12 protein-coding genes are annotated in these 14,890 nt (G+C 52.8%); 1 reads left to right on the top strand and 11 read right to left on the bottom strand.

What is annotated here, in order from left to right:
- Nucleotides 1-10: 10 nt before the first annotated feature.
- The 3 genes from LDN12_RS06825 to LDN12_RS06815 form a co-directional block, all read right to left on the bottom strand.
- Nucleotides 11-874: a prephenate dehydrogenase/arogenate dehydrogenase family protein gene (locus LDN12_RS06825; protein WP_223921930.1), complete on the bottom strand. Its 864-nt coding sequence runs from the start codon at nt 872-874 to the stop codon at nt 11-13.
- A gap of 12 nt (nt 875-886) precedes the next feature.
- Nucleotides 887-1,966 (bottom strand): prephenate dehydratase, encoded by a 1,080-nt coding sequence (pheA, locus tag LDN12_RS06820; RefSeq protein ID WP_223921929.1) that lies wholly within the window; start codon nt 1,964-1,966, stop codon nt 887-889.
- 145 nt (nt 1,967-2,111) lie between these two features.
- Nucleotides 2,112-2,669, bottom strand: a complete 558-nt coding sequence (locus LDN12_RS06815) for a phosphohydrolase (RefSeq protein WP_223921928.1) — start codon at nt 2,667-2,669, stop codon at nt 2,112-2,114.
- A gap of 202 nt (nt 2,670-2,871) precedes the next feature.
- Here LDN12_RS06815 and LDN12_RS06810 point away from each other — a divergent pair, with 202 nt between their 5' ends.
- Nucleotides 2,872-3,039, top strand: coding sequence for a hypothetical protein (locus LDN12_RS06810; RefSeq protein ID WP_223921927.1), 168 nt, complete (start codon nt 2,872-2,874; stop codon nt 3,037-3,039).
- A 353-nt stretch (nt 3,040-3,392) separates the two neighbouring features.
- Here LDN12_RS06810 and LDN12_RS06805 read toward each other — a convergent pair whose 3' ends face one another.
- The 8 genes from LDN12_RS06805 to LDN12_RS06770 form a co-directional block, all read right to left on the bottom strand.
- Entirely contained in the window at nt 3,393-5,090 is a 1,698-nt protein-coding gene (locus tag LDN12_RS06805) for a PAS domain S-box protein (protein WP_223921926.1), read from the bottom strand.
- A 363-nt stretch (nt 5,091-5,453) separates the two neighbouring features.
- Nucleotides 5,454-5,948, bottom strand: a complete 495-nt coding sequence (locus LDN12_RS06800) for a chemotaxis protein CheW (RefSeq protein ID WP_223921925.1) — start codon at nt 5,946-5,948, stop codon at nt 5,454-5,456.
- Between the two features lie 66 nt (nt 5,949-6,014).
- Entirely contained in the window at nt 6,015-7,661 is a 1,647-nt protein-coding gene (locus tag LDN12_RS06795; RefSeq protein ID WP_223921924.1) for a methyl-accepting chemotaxis protein, read from the bottom strand.
- A gap of 169 nt (nt 7,662-7,830) precedes the next feature.
- Complete coding sequence (locus LDN12_RS06790) at nt 7,831-8,454, bottom strand: response regulator transcription factor (protein ID WP_223921923.1); 624 nt, start codon at nt 8,452-8,454, stop codon at nt 7,831-7,833.
- Nucleotides 8,445-11,180 (bottom strand): PAS domain S-box protein, encoded by a 2,736-nt coding sequence (locus tag LDN12_RS06785; protein ID WP_223921922.1) that lies wholly within the window; start codon nt 11,178-11,180, stop codon nt 8,445-8,447. Before LDN12_RS06785 ends, LDN12_RS06790 begins: the two co-directional genes overlap by 10 nt.
- 546 nt (nt 11,181-11,726) lie before the next feature.
- The gene (locus LDN12_RS06780) at nt 11,727-13,580 is read right to left on the bottom strand and encodes a tetratricopeptide repeat protein (protein ID WP_223921921.1); all 1,854 of its coding nucleotides are present in this window, start codon (nt 13,578-13,580) and stop codon (nt 11,727-11,729) included.
- Nucleotides 13,581-13,643: 63 nt separating this feature from the next.
- Entirely contained in the window at nt 13,644-14,228 is a 585-nt protein-coding gene (pal, locus tag LDN12_RS06775; RefSeq protein WP_223921920.1) for a peptidoglycan-associated lipoprotein Pal, read from the bottom strand.
- Between the two features lie 73 nt (nt 14,229-14,301).
- Nucleotides 14,302-14,748 carry a hypothetical protein gene (locus LDN12_RS06770; protein ID WP_223921919.1) on the bottom strand — a complete coding sequence of 149 codons (447 nt, stop codon included), beginning with the start codon at nt 14,746-14,748 and terminating at the stop codon, nt 14,302-14,304.
- Between the last annotated feature and the right edge of the window lie 142 nt (nt 14,749-14,890).

The raw sequence follows: 14,890 nt of genomic DNA, 5'->3' as shown, positions 1-14,890 counted from the left end.
TCTTCCCCGCTCAGAGAATACCATCGCGGAACTGTTTGGCAATGGTAAAAAAGTCGGCTAATGCCGCGGGATCGCTACGGTCGATACGTTGCCGCAACTCCGCCAGACTCGTCGAAAACCCGTCGATGCTCGCCAGAAGAGCCTCCCTGTTCATCAAGGCAATGTCGCGCCACATTATCGGGTCGGAAGAGGCAATGCGGGTAAAATCCCTGAAACCGCCGGCAGTGTAGGAGAGCACATTCTCCCCTTCCACATCGGCCGTTCCCACGGCATGCACCAAAGCGTACGCCACGACATGTGGCAGGTGGGATATTTCGGCAAAGATCCGGTCGTGGTGTCCCGGCTCCATGGAGCAGACATTGGCACCGGCGGATTGCCAAAGCCGTGCCATCGTATCGTAGGCCCCTGCATCGGTGGCCGGGGTTGGCGTCAGGATACAGCGTTTGCCGTTGAAGAGGGTGGCAAAGGCGGCCGCCGCGCCCGAGTGTTCGGTTCCGGCAATAGGGTGCCCGCCGACAAAAGAGCATCCCAACGGCATGAGCGCCTCGCACTCCCGGACAATGGCGGTCTTGACACTGCCGCCATCGCTGACAATGCAGCCGGCAGGGAGAAAGGCAGCAATCTCACGAACCACCATCGGAATGGAGCAGACCGGCACCGATATAAATACCGCCTGGACATCCTGCACGCCGCGAGCGGCGTCGGTTGCGATCTCGTCCACAATCCCCAAGGAAAGAGCCTTGCTCAGGTTGTCGTGATCGGTATCGATGCCAACGATGGTGCCGACCGTGCCGGCTTCACGCAGGGCCCGCGCAAAAGAGCCGCCGATCAGACCAACACCGATAACAGCCAAACGTTCAATGATTATGGACATGCCGTCTCTCTCCTACATCGACCGCGGATAGGAACCGAGGACTCTGAGAAATTGACAGCACTCTTTGAGCTCTTTCAGAGCCGCCGCCACATCAGGGTCGGAGACGTGGCCGAACAGGTCGAGAAAAAATATGTATTCCCAGGCCTTTTTCTTGTAGGGGCGCGATTCGATCTTGGAGAGATTGATACCGCGCTTGGCAAAGGGCTCCAGCATGCGGCAGAGGATACCGGGCTCATCCTTGACGGAGAACAGTATGGAGGTTTTGTCGTTGCCCGAACGTTCGATCTCCTTGCGGGCGATCACCAGGAACCGGGTAAAGTTGTTAACCTGATCCTCTATCCTGGTCCTGACCACCTTGAGGTCATAAAGTGAACCGGCCAGTTCGCTGGCAATGGCGGCGGCGGTATAGTCCTCGCTGACTATCTGGGCCGCCACGGCGGTGGAGGCCACGTCCACCAACGGCACCCCGGGCAGATTTTCATCAAGCCATTGACGACACTGGGCGATGGGTTGGGGATGTGAGTATACTTTCTTGATATCTTCGAGTCGTCCAGTACGGGACAAAAGGTCGTGATGGACCTCCAGCATGACCTCGGCGGTGATCTTCAGACCGCTCTCCACGAACATGTCAAGGGTATGGGAAACGACCCCTTCTGTGGAGTTTTCAACCGGCACCACCCCATACAGCGCCTTGCCCTTCTCCACCTCTTCGAAGACCGACGGGATCGACTTGAGCGGCACCAACTCCGCGGACAGGCCGAACTGCTGCATGGTTGCCAAGTGGCTGAAGGTTGCCTTGGGCCCCAGGAAAGCCACCTTCATGGGCGACTCCAGGGCGAGACTGGCAGAAATGATTTCACGGTAGATACTGCGCAGGGCGTCGTTAGGAAACGGGCCGCTATTGAGGTTCAGCAGGCGTTCGTAAATCTGCCGTTCCCGACCGGGAACGTGAAACTCCATATTACTGCCGGATTTGAGCCTGCCGACCTGAATGACCACCCGCGCACGCTCGTTCAGGAGTTCGACGATTCGATTATCGATACTGTCGATGCTAGCGCGGAGTTGTTCGATTGTGGGGGCGTCCTGTTGCAATGAAACCACCTGGAAGAGCTGCTAGAGTCCCTGCGAAAAGGAGTGTCAATTTACTGCATAGCCGCCTCAAATGCAACTGTAATTAAGTATACGGAATAATCGCACACCTGCAAGACAACTCCCGAAATGAGGTTCGCGTCCTGTTTCACCCCAGCCGGAGAGCGGCCCCGAAGCGCCCCATCCATGTGTCAAAAGTTTGAAGTTTATCCTGCCCAAAGCAGGAAAGGTTTTTGCGAATTCGTTCCGGGGACTTTCTCTGCTCCAATCTGCCCTGTTTTTTGGAAAAAAACAGATCGGCAAAGCAGATAATTTCTTCTGTTATCGTCAATGGCACCATATCCCGGCAGGGGAGCGGGAGTTGCTGGTCAACAATATCGGTGGCCGTCAGTCCGACACCGATGTGGCGTTCGCACACCAGAGCGTGCCGAGGCAAACCTTCACATTCGAGGATTCCACGCCCCAGAACGCCATGCATGATGTAAGGGTGGGGCCCCATCGCTCCGATTTCAGGCGCAGCAACCTTGCATACGCCGATATCATGCAATATTGAAGCTTCCCATATAAAATTACATTCTTCGACGGACAGCGAGAGCTCGTGACTGACAGCCAGAGCGAGCTCCGCGACCACGCGACCATGAATAGTCATGACCGACAGAGCATCCCCCTCGAAGTATCTGTTCAGCATTGCCACCACATCTACCATTTGTGCGCTCACCGCCAAAAGTCAAATTTTAGACACTACTTTATAGAAAACAAGACCTCAACAAAGTCAAAATATTGTCAACAAATCACAATACACCACATTTATTGTGTTATTTCTTCGGCACGCTTTATGCTTTATCTAAAATAAGCACCCAAAACGATCAGGGAACTGCCAGCAGTTAAACAAACAGGGGTAAATATCCGTGCACGCCAAATTCTCATTCTATTCCGTAGCACAAATGTATGCCATCGGTCTTGAAGAACCGGTCGCCATTCTGCTGGGACAGGATAATCTCTATTGGGTTGTCGATCAGGGCCATACATCAGACTATCTGAACAAGGGGTGTTCCTTGCTCTGGGGCACGGTTTAGGCCTTTATCCGCATTGGTAGCCCCCTTCCCACACCTCCACTGAACAAAACAGAGGACAATTTTACTCCTCGCCTCCCCCACCGGAAAACTCTCCGTTCCCCGGTGGCACGACTCACACCCGAAAACCAGCATCAGCGGCGGGTTATTCTCCGCGCCAACCCTTTGCAGCCACATCTCCAGGGAAAGTCCTCTGATCTTGACCTCGAATGCTGCCGGAGGGATAATGATTAATAGTCGTAGTCGCCCAGGGCGTAACCGCGCAGTTGCAATGGGAACAGGGACAAGGAGCGTACACGTGACTTGAAATTACTGGTGAAAAACGCGTTACCAGAATAGTACCAAACTGAAACCTGTCATGCTTCTCCCTGGTTACCTTGTCTATTTTCGCAGTCTGGGCAGATACTGTAGCTGAAGGTGGCGGCGGAATGTTTAATAATATAGGTTTCCAACTGGTTCCAGTATCCCTTGTCGTCACAGATCCTTTTGCAGGAGGCGCAGATGGGTAACAAGCCGCTTAACGTTTTGACATCGCACAGTGCATCCTGAAGGTCGGCGATGAGACCTTCACGCTCTTTTTCGACCTTCTTCCGATCGGTAATATCCTCTATCTGAACAATGAAATACCCCGGAACACCTTCACTATCTTTGAGGAGAGAGGCTGTCAACTGAGCCCAGACCTTCTCTCGATCTCTCGTAATGCAGCGCTTTTCCACAGTATAGGCGGAAACTTCTCCGTCAAGAAGCCTCTCCAAATGAGGAATATCCGGACACGGGTCGTCGGGATGGGTTATATCCGCAAAGGTCAAACCTTCAAGTTCCTCTTTTTCATATCTCAAGATGCGGCACAGGGCGTGATTAACCCTGAGAAGGTTACCGTTCAAAGATACAATGGCCATCCCGATCGGAGCGTTCTCCAAGGCAGAGCGAAATCGGGCCTCACTCTCCCGTACAGCCCGCTCCCGCTCTGCAAGTTGGCCCGCCATCTGGTCGAAGGTCTGCGCCAAATCCCCCAACTCGCCCCCCTGCAGGCAATCGGAAACCCTGGTGTGAAGATCGCCCGCCGCCAGCCGATGAGAAGCTTCCTGTAACGTAGCGATTCTATTAACAAAACAATACTTGCCGATAAACAAGGCCAGAAGGACGGCCACCAGCAGGAACAGCGATAAAAACGCCATATTGTAAAACTGTTTTTCCGCCGCATTATCCAAGGTGGCCTGTAGAGGAATACCCGCCCGGATATACAGATAGGGAAAGGCCTCATGACTTAGGCGCAATTTGGTGTATGAAATAATCCTCCGGTCTCCGGTCAACCCGACGCCGATAAACGAGTCATCCTCGGGGCCGCTCACCATTTTCATGAAGAGCCCGTCGTTGACCTTTTTCCCGATAAAACCCTCGGGACTCGGGTTCCTGTCTATTATCACCCCATTATAGTCGATGATATTGAACGCCGTCCCCTTGGGCAGGTCTGCCTGATCGAACAGGACATTTAAGTGGTCAAAGTTGAAGTTAAGAGCAATAACGGCCTTAACCATCCCCTTTTCGTCGACAATCGGATACCCGAAACCTATGGTCGATTTTGTCGAAAGCTGACCGACGATGTACTCACCGGAAGAAAATTGTCCGGTTTTCACGGCGTTCCTGAATGACCGCTTATCCGCTATGGAGATCGGCTTTGTGAGAGGCAGCGCAGACGCCCAAACATCTCCAGCCGGGTCGGCGATGATAATATTCGCGTACTGTGGGTTCAGGGCAAGGATGCTCGCCAGGATCTTGTTGACCTCCACAGCCTTATGCTCCCTGACCTGGGGCAACTGCCCCAACACGGTCACCAATTGCTGCGCGCCCGCAGTAAGATTTTTTTGTTCTGACGCTATGCTGTAGGCCAGCTTCCTCGTTTCAGATATTCCGTCTTGCAACGCATCGTGGTGCTGGTCCAGACCAGAATGTACGATTAACCCTACAGCCGGCAAGGCAAGCAGAAGGGTCAGCAGGAGCAGGAGCTTATTCAACGACAGGGATGACAAACGATGGAGCAAGACAGGCATCATGAAAGCTTCCTTGATGGAGCCGTTCTCTCGGCTGAGGCTTTACAGGCAAAAAAACAGGATTTTTCAAGCTGCTTCTGGTCAATCGTAACGTAATGCCAGCAGAAATGTCAAACAACCGTTTGACATGTTCATACCCGTTACAACAATGGCGTTGCGTAAATGCCAAAATGCACATATTCAACAGACCGCAAAAGCTGAACCTTAAATACTCATATTGCGAGATGATCGAAACGGGAGAGGGATCTGCACGGCAGGGGCATTGGCGAGAGGTCTTGGCTACCGAAGGTAGGCGTTAAAAAATAGTGGGGATAACCATTGTTATGGACATCCCCATCTTTGTCATAGTGCTCAGGGCAAAACCAGTCACATCGTGCCAAATAGCTGCGTTTCTCCTTGCGAAAACATCTTGTCGAGAGAGAGGAGAACCAACAGGCGATCAGTGCGGTTTATGACACCAGTGATACACTCTTGATCGATTCCGCCCGACACCACGGGCGGAGGAGGCTGTATCTCGCTGTCGGAGATGCGAATGACCTCCGATACGGCATCAACGATAAATCCCGTTAAATCTCCGCCCACATCCACGACGATAATGCGTGTTTGGTTATTGCTATCCGTCTCGGCTAAACCGAATTTGCGCCGCATGGAGATAATGGGGATCACCCTGCCGCGAAGATTGATGATGCCCTCGACATAGTGAGGAGTATTGGGCATATGGGTAATACCGGTCATCCGGATGATCTCGCGGACCTTAAGAACCTCGATGCCGAATTCTTCGTCACCCAAGCTGAAGCTGACGAGTTGATTAAGTTCCCCTTTGGACTCGTCGCCTCTAACTGTTACCAGTTCTTTGGACATTGGATTTCCTTTCAGTCGTTCAAATCATTGCCATGAGGCCATCTATACCAGCTTGCCAAAGCCCTGTCAAAGTTTGAACTGCCCTACCAACCGTCGAAGCTCCTCGGACAGCTTCGAAAGCTGGTTTGCTGCCGTAACCGACTCATGGGCGCCGCGCGAGGTGTGATGCACCACTTCGTTGATCTGTTGGATATTGGTGCTGATCTCGGCCGTGGTTGCCGTCTGTTCTTCGGCCGCCGTGGCAATCTGGCTAACCTGCATATTTACCGTGTTGATCTGTTCCAGAATTGCCTGAAGCGCTTCGCCGGATCTGGCAGCCTCGGAAGTCCCTCGCTCCACCTCCTGTACCCCTTCTTCCATGGCAATCACAGCGCCTTTTGTCTCGGTCTGGATCGCCTTGATCATTTCACCGATCTCACGGGTCGCCTTGGTGGTCCTTTCGGCCAATGCGCGCACCTCATCAGCGACAACAGCAAAACCGCGCCCCTGCTCCCCAGCCCGCGCAGCCTCAATCGCGGCATTTAAGGCGAGCAGATTTGTCTGGTCGGCAATGTCCTGGATAGTGCCGACAATCTCACCAATCTGATCGCCACGCGCCCCAAGACTTTCAACCGTTTTGGCGGTATCTTTCACCCGGCTGGCAATCCTGTTCATGACCTGAACGGTGTTTTCAACGACGACCGCGCCATCTTGGGCCGTCTGACTGGCACGTAGCGCCCCATCAGCCGCTGAGTGGCAATTCTGGGCAATATCGCCGCTGGTAGCAGACATCTCTTCGCTGGCTGTTGCAACCGTCCCAGCCTGGGCGGCCATCTGTTCGGAGCCGGTGGCCATTTCTGCGGCTGTGGCATGTAACTCGGTCGCTGCCGAAGCGACATGCTCACTGTTGCTCGCCACCATCGACATGATGCCGCTCAATTTCTGTGCCGTCTCGTTCACCTCGCGAGCCAACATCCCCATCTCATCTCGGCTGGTAATACCGGAGCGAGCGCTGAGATCCCCACCGGCCACATCCTTTAGGGTCCCAAAGACCGATTGAAGCGGCCTGGAAACGGAATTGGCGATGAGCACGCCCCCAAAAAGGGCCGAGATCGTAACAATGACCACAATGACCAGCATGGCAAGACGCGATCTCTTGAAGCTTTCGGTATCATGAAGGAACATCTCCTCGCCGTGCCTGATATTGTTCGTAACCATATCGGCAACGATCCCTGCCGGTTTATTGTACAGCGGGGCAACCGTCTGGGTGGCGAATCTGAGCGCATTCTCAACGGCGGCGGCATCGTGAGCAGCATGGGCATCCTTTGCCATATTCGCAAGTTTTGCACCTTCCGCGACATAGGCTTCGAACCCCTGCTTAAAAATATTGAGCTGATCCCTCTCCGCAGGTTCAAGGCGGGTTTTTTCTATAAGTCCCAGCTTCGTCCGGAGACCCTCTGCTTGAATGGCCAGATCTTTCTCCTTTTCTCCGATCGCAGCGGGGTCACTGAGTGCCAGCATATACACGACGTCCAGGCGCATGGCCAGAAAATGGTTTTTCATGTCCTGCAGGAGCGCAACCTGCTGTGTCCCTTCTTTGAGCCCGGCTTCATCAGCGCTCATCCGCGACATATTCAGAATACCGAAACCGCCGAAAAAAATAAGTGCCACGCACCCCGCGATTACCAGTATCATGATCTTCGACTTGACTTTCAAGTCAGCCCAAAAGCTCATGTTACCCTCCTGTCAAAACTGGAATAAATAAGGACTCTACGGATAACAGGTAAGTTGGTCACTTGACATACCCTGTTCGGGGTATAAATGGGGTATACAATAAAATATAGGGGTGGATACGCCCAAAACCTCGGAACAACTGACAACTGAGATTATGTGTGGACAGAATCTAAATGATACCGATCCTGCGGGCACGTTTGAGGGCATCCTGACGGCCATGGGCCTGGAGTTTTTCGTAGATATTCTTGATGTGCGTATGGACGGTATGGGGGCTGATATTGAAGCGCTCGGCGATTTCCTTGTAGGTAAGTCCCTGTTCGATACTACGGACTATACAGCTCTCCCTCGAAGTAAGCGGGTTATCATCCCCATCGGGAACCTTCTGGAATTCGAGGATGACCTTGCGGGCTATTTTGGGGCTCATTGGAGCCCCCCCCTGATGAAGGCTCTGGAGGGATTCAATCAAATCGCGGGGAGAACTTCCCTTGAGGATATAACCGGATGCCCCGGACTTGATCGCGGAAAAAACATTCTCGCGGTCCTCAAATATGGTATAGACCATGATTTCCACTTGGGGACGCATCTGCTTGACCTTCTGGATCAACTCGCTGCCATGCATGCCGGGTAGATCCAGATCAACAAGAAGGACATCGAAGGCAGTGTATTCTATATGCGCAAGAAGTTCTTCACCGGAGCCGAAAGTCGTGACGCTATCTATGGTTGTTTCGCCGGACAAAAGCAAATTGAGTGTTTCGCGGGTTACGGTATTATCCTCCACAAGTACTATGCGCATGGTTCCCCCGGGGCATTCTGTTCCTTGAGAGGCAGGACAAGATTAAGTGTAGTGCCTGCAGCAGATGAAGTCATAGAGATGTTGCCTCCTACGTCGTTCGCCCGGGACAGCATATTCGCCAGCCCTCTCCGTTTTACGACGCTGGAGTCGAAACCGACGCCGTTGTCCGTCACGCACAATTGAAAAAGCTCTCCCCTTGCCCTGAAAATCAGGCTGACCCGGCTAGCCTGGGCATGTTTTATAATGTTGGTGACCATCTCCTTGCTGATCCGCAGGATATTAAGATACCGAAAAGAACCGATGGGAGGAAGCCCCAAATCTATCTCCCCCGAGGCATCAAGCTGTATTTGATGAGGGGACAGCATCCTGTCGGCATGATCCTTTATCTCCGCAAGCAGGTCGCTCCAGGCAGACTCCCCGCTCTCGGTACTGTTCATAAATGAGCGGACCTCATCGACACCCTCTGCTGCGAGTTCTGTGATTTTTTTGAGGGTCGAACGGCATGTCTCCAACTCCATCCGGCCCAAGCCGTACTGGGCGAGCATTGAGATATTGGAAACAATCCCTCCAATCCCGTCATGAAGGTCTTTGACCAGCATATCTTTTTCTTTGAGATGCTGTCTCTTTTTTTCCATATCGCGTAGTCTGCTTTTCTTGGCTTCGAGTTCTGCCGCCAACTCCTCGCGCTGCTTGAAATCCGTGATATCGGTGATCGTACCGATAAAACCACAAAATTCGCCACTTACGGCATGCATGGGGGACGATTGCACCAACCCCCACGCAAGGGAACCGTCTGAACGAGTGAAACGGAATTCCATTCTCAACGTTTTCTTTTCAAGAACGGCGCGATGCCATTCATTGACCACCTGATCACGATCGTCGGGGCAACTAATGGCAACCCATCCTCCTTCTATCGCCTGGAAGAGGGACAGACCGGTACTCTCAAGCCAACGTTCATTGAAATAACGGCACGATCCATCCGTTGCGGCCTCAAAAACACCAACGGGGACGGCGTCGGCAATTCTCCGGAAACGTTCCTCACTTCTTGCCAATGCTTTGGTACGTTCAATTACACGTTTTTCCAGGGTTTCGCTCCACGAGTTCAAAGCAGAAAAATAACGCCGCAACGTGTCAGCCATCTGCTTGAAATTTTTCGTTAGTGCGTTAACTTCACTGATCCGGCTCTGGGGCCACGAGTTTTTAAAACCGCCGTTCTTAAAACTCTGCGGAAATTCCTGGGTAAGGGATTGCAGCCGAAGCAGTGCACCAGTCAACCCCTTACTGAAAAAATGAGACAAAACCGCCATTATCAGGACGAGCGCTGACAGCAACGAAAAGCTTCTTATGCTTTCGTTGGTAATGGTCGTCAAGAGTGGCAGGGCAGATACCTCAGCAATGACACTCCAACCGATTTCAGGATTACCGATGCGCACCTCTTTGACAAATACCGACTCTTTCCAGCGCTGCAAAGTGCCCCTGCCCCCAGGCCTGGCCGGTATCAGGTGATACACGCCATCGCCACAGGCCCGAACTTCTCCGCCGGAAGTCCGGTTAAAGACCATCATTGTCTTGAGATCATGCCGCGTACTCACGATCACCCTGCCGCTTCTGTCGAGCAGGGTGATAGCCCCCCCCTTGTCGGCAATCGAGGAGATGATCCTCTCCAACTGCTCTAATTGCACAACTCCGACGCAGCACCCATCGTAACTACCGCCATTCACCAGAGGGACCAGAAACGGAAGTATAGGTACGGAGACACCGATTCGCCCCATTATAAGGTCACTGATGTAAGGCACTTTACGTTTATTTAATACGGCGATATAGGACCGATCCGAGAAATCGAGCCCCAAGGTTGAACCACCACGCTCGTCCACAAGGGGCGAGTTAGCAACGGCAATCGAGTCGCGATTGAGCACAGCCATGCGGCTGAAGGCCGGCGACGAGGACTTTAGCAGTTCGACATATTTTTGCAGATCATCGGCTGACACCTTGTCGGGGTTCCCGATGAGTTCTGCGAACGCCCTCATGTTCTGCTGCTGCTGTGACACCCACAGACTCACGGTTTCATTTGCGATTGCAGCGGTGTGCGTCGCTGTTTGGGTCAGCCGTTGCTCTTCGTATCCGATAAAACTCCTTACATTCAGCAGGAGGAGCAATAGTGTCGGCAACAATGCCAGTGAGACCAGTGAGACGAATACGACCCGTTGAAAGGAGGGGGCCTCCTCAACAGGTCGCATTCTCACCTGGACAAGAAGATGCACGATTGTGGCTAGAAGGGCATTAAAAATACCATTGATCAATTGTTTGAACATGATCAGGGTGGCGGTCTCGACCGGCATCCCCACGATGTTACGAAATAACAGCCACGATAGTGGGGCGCCAAACAAAAACCAGTACACAATATCCCAGGTAAGCACGTCCCGGGATTTTCTTGAACTCCAGGCGACAAAAATGGCCTCCGAGGAGTAGATAATAGCGACCAGGGGATGGTGAGGGGTGATATAACTGAATATACTGGCCAGTATACCGGCGATAACTCCCGGTACTGTCCCGGCACAGAGGATAGCAAGCATGATAAAAATGGAGCCAAACAACAAGTCGATATTAAAAAAAATCTCAAGATTCAGACTATTTACTGCAAGTCCGAGTAATCCCAAAACTATTCCTGCCGTAATTCGCTTATGTTTCATCATTGCCGGTAACAACCCCTCCAACGCTTCTCTCATCGGCTAACCACGCCGCCTCTGGGTCGTGGCAATCAGCCTGTTTAGTTCGTACTGCGCCAAGGTATGAAACAACAAATTTAAATTAATAATGGTAAATGTTATATGTATACGCGGGAATATGGCAAGAAAATACGGTGTGCAGAGCTTTCCAAAGAGGAATACTGTCGCCTGGGATCGCAAATTGATAAACAGAGGGCGTTGATTGGTAATGGGGCAAAAAGTATCAGTTCTGGCGGACTCCTCCGCTTTGCAAGGCAGTAGAAGTAGTTACGGAGAGGCCCTTACACTGTTTTTAACAGAAGATCCGTCACCATTTGGGACAAGACGACAAAAAGGTGTCCTTTAGACAAACTACATCCATGAGGGCAAACCTGGGCATATTGGCACCCAAAAACATCTCAGAAAACATCCAGCGGCATCAAGAAGGCCAGCTTGGTCTCCCCCAGGCCTCCGACAACAGGCATCAGGAAAACCAAGCTGGAAATAGTCACGCTTACAGAGTCTTGAGGATAGGAGTCGCAGAACACTCAAGGTTTGACCGGTTCATCAATTTTTGTGATTTCGCCTCTTCGCTTTTGTCTTGGCATGACGCTTATGCACCTTCCGCTTTCCAGCATGTTTCCGGGCAGACGGGGTGTCATATTTGATACTGCTGAGCAACAATTGGGGCTCTGCAAAGGTTGGATCGGCTTTTTTCGCTGCCTCAAGCATCTCCCTGGCCTCGGATATACGCCCGCTTTTCAGGTAAGCCCTGCCGAGGGCGAAGAGCCCCCGGGCGTTATCCGGCTTTAATTCGAGAGATTTCTTGTACTCGCTGAAGGCCTGCTCATAATCCTTTTTGAATTCATAAACAATCCCCAGGCGATAGTGGCGTTGCGGGTCGTCCGGCGACCGTTCCAGCCATTCCTTGACAAGCCGCGTGAGCTCATCAAGGCGCTTCTGCTTAACATAGAGAGTAATCAAGGCATTCCGGGCTTCTTCGTCTTCAGGGTTCAGCCGGATGACCTCCTGGTAATGGTGCTCCGCCTTTTCGGGAAGAGAGCGGCGCATGAGGATTCGAGCCAGTTCGCGATGCCCTTCCATACTGGTCGGATCAAGGCGCAAGGCCTCTTCATACTCTGGGATGGCATTTTTCAATTCCTTCATCTGAACGTAAATACGCCCCAGATTAAGATGATACAACGGGTTATCTCCTCTTACCCGGATCAGTTCGCGGTACTGTTCCGCCGCTTCCGCAAAACTGCCACGCCAGGTGGAGATCTCCGCCAGCCTGCGCCGGGCATTGATATCCGAGGGATCGGACTGGAGCGCTCCGCGATAGAATGACAGCGCTTCGTCAAGCTGCCCCCTGCGCTCGCTGAGCAAACCGAGCCGGTACAGGGTTGCTCCATCCTTGACCCCTGCCTTCACAAGCGCCGTAAACGTCGCTACGGCATCGTCGTCGTGGCCGGCCGCCATTTGGGCGTCCCCCAGCTTTTGCTGCACGCCGGCCCAGTCAGCGCGTCCTTTGAGAGCTGTCTGGTAGGCGGTAATGGCCTTACCATAGTCACGCTGCGCCATAAATTCATCACCCTTTCGGGCAAAATCTTCCGGGTCAATGGTAACGTCGATCCCCGCCAGCAAATACTCCTTTCGGGCCGCTTCCCGGTCTCCTCTCTCCATCAGGACATCCGCAAGCAGTTTGTGTCCCTTTGGGTCCGAAGCGTTGGCTGCTATATAACTCCGAAGCTGGCCGGCCGCCTGGTCAAGCTGGCCGGCTTTGCGGTATACCCCTGCCAGCCCGATCCGGGCAACCGCATCTCCAGGTTTCAACAACAAGAGTTGGTCATATTCGCTTGCGGCCTTGTCGTACTGCTTGAGGTCTTCATACGCCTTGGCAAGGCCGGCATGAATGACTGCGTCATCAGGGAAGGCCTTACGGGCCGAGCTGTAGTGGAACAGTGCCAGGGCAGGCAACGCCCCCTCCCCCATGATCTTGCCTAAAGCACGATGATAGCGGGGATCGGGCCTGCCCATAACCCCCTTGGTAAGTTCTACCGAAGCCTCCCTATTCAGGCCTTTTTCAAGTAGAAGCAGACCAAGGTTTCCATGGGCTTCGGCAAGGGCATCGTCTTTGGCCACTGCCTCCCGGTAGAGCGCGATGGCATCGTCGGCCTTGCCGGACCGTTCAGCCTGGAGAGCCTTGACAAATCGCCCGGCAGCACCATCCGGACATATTTTAAGAATCCCCTCTTCCTGCTTCAAGCGTTTTTGGGAACCGCTGGCGGCTGACAGCGCGTCAAGGGATTTGCGCGCCTGTTCGCAGGGATCGGACCGGCCCAAGCCCCAGCTAAAACCACAACAGAACTCGACCGCCAGAATCAGGAGGAAAAAACGAAAAAACGTAAAACTGTGAATCATGGGTATCCAATCCTTTCTTCCCTCCGGGGGACCATACTGCTGCCCACCGGAGGGAAGACTGCTCTACGGAGTTACAACGACAAACTCGTCGCGTCGGTTCTTTTTCCAGGCTGTCTCATCATGTCCCTGATCGACCGGGCGTTCTTTGCCATAGCTGACGGTTGAAAGACGCCCTTCTGAAATACCGAGCGTCTCCAGGTATTTTTTGGCGGTTTGGGCACGGCGCTCGCCCAAGGCAAGGTTGTACTCGGCTGAACCGTGCTCGTCGCAATTCCCTTCAACACGAATCTTGGCAGCGGTTGCCTTCATAAGTACTGAAGCGTTTTTTGCCAAGGTGGCACGGGCCGCGTCAGACAATTTTGAGGAGTCGAAATCGAAATATATTTTATCCAGGGCCGACTGGAGTTGCGAAGCTGACGTATTTTTGGGGACTTCCTGAACAGAAGTGGAGGGATGGACCGGGAGAGCTGCCTGTTCTTTTTGGGGTGCCAACACCACTGCACCGTTTTTCGGGGATTCGGCCGGCTTGGCAACCGGTGCAGATGCCATCCCTTCATCCTTTTTTACAACCTCTTTATTTGCGCAACCGCCGGCGAGAAACAGCCCACAGCTAAACATTACGACATAGAGTTTCATACCGTTCTTCATTGCTTTATTCTCCTCTGAATTGGGCTACAGATAATCAAAACGATGCACGTATAGGAAGCCATCGATGATGGCATCACCACAGGTGATATGTAAGGTTGCGGGATGTAACGTCATTACGGTGAATAGGGGGAGCGCGCGGCGATAAGAGGCGTACCAGCAGCAGGAAAAAAACGGATGACACCATGATGGGAAGTGCCAGCGGACGGCTTATGGGAAAAGATACCTTGTGAATCGAACAACCCAGCTCGACAGGCGCATCAAAGTGCTTGGCCGACGTCTGCAGAACCGGCTTTTCGGCAGGAGCCTCCAGGACGGCACGCAACAGCATGGGCTTCGGCTTATGAGGTCGTTCGACATTGGGAACCCTTACCCCCAGAAACAGGAGGAATAAAGGTAAAGTGAAGATAACCAGACGCTTGGTTACGTGATGCCGCATTAGGTGATACATGGTGGTAGTAATACCAGATTGTCCCAACAAAGTGCAACCGAATTGGTCGGCACGGGGCACAGGTTGCGGCACATCTGAAATTTCTCCTGAACAGAAATTTTTGCAACAAGCGGACGCAGGCAGAAAAAAGCCACCATTAGGCGGTTAACCCATCACAGTTTCGATCCTATGCAACATCGTTTCAACGACAAGATGACCGGAGGGCTCGCCCACG

The organism is Geobacter sp. AOG2, assembly GCF_019972295.1.
Classification (GTDB): Bacteria; Desulfobacterota; Desulfuromonadia; order Geobacterales; family Pseudopelobacteraceae; genus Oryzomonas.
This window is presented reverse-complemented; position numbering and strand designations above follow the sequence as displayed.

Excerpts from the sequence above, each read along its gene's own strand:
- LDN12_RS06790 (WP_223921923.1), bottom strand. The coding sequence starts at position 8,454 with ATGCGCATAGTACTTGTGGAGGATAATACCGTAACCCGCGAAACACTC.
- LDN12_RS06815 (WP_223921928.1), bottom strand. The coding sequence starts at position 2,669 with ATGGTAGATGTGGTGGCAATGCTGAACAGATACTTCGAGGGGGATGCT.
- LDN12_RS06825 (WP_223921930.1), bottom strand. The coding sequence starts at position 874 with ATGTCCATAATCATTGAACGTTTGGCTGTTATCGGTGTTGGTCTGATC.
- pal (WP_223921920.1), bottom strand. The coding sequence starts at position 14,228 with ATGAAGAACGGTATGAAACTCTATGTCGTAATGTTTAGCTGTGGGCTG.
- LDN12_RS06800 (WP_223921925.1), bottom strand. The coding sequence starts at position 5,948 with ATGTCCAAAGAACTGGTAACAGTTAGAGGCGACGAGTCCAAAGGGGAA.
- LDN12_RS06785 (WP_223921922.1), bottom strand. The coding sequence starts at position 11,180 with ATGAGAGAAGCGTTGGAGGGGTTGTTACCGGCAATGATGAAACATAAG.
- LDN12_RS06795 (WP_223921924.1), bottom strand. The coding sequence starts at position 7,661 with ATGAGCTTTTGGGCTGACTTGAAAGTCAAGTCGAAGATCATGATACTG.
- LDN12_RS06780 (WP_223921921.1), bottom strand. The coding sequence starts at position 13,580 with ATGATTCACAGTTTTACGTTTTTTCGTTTTTTCCTCCTGATTCTGGCG.
- LDN12_RS06805 (WP_223921926.1), bottom strand. The coding sequence starts at position 5,090 with ATGATGCCTGTCTTGCTCCATCGTTTGTCATCCCTGTCGTTGAATAAG.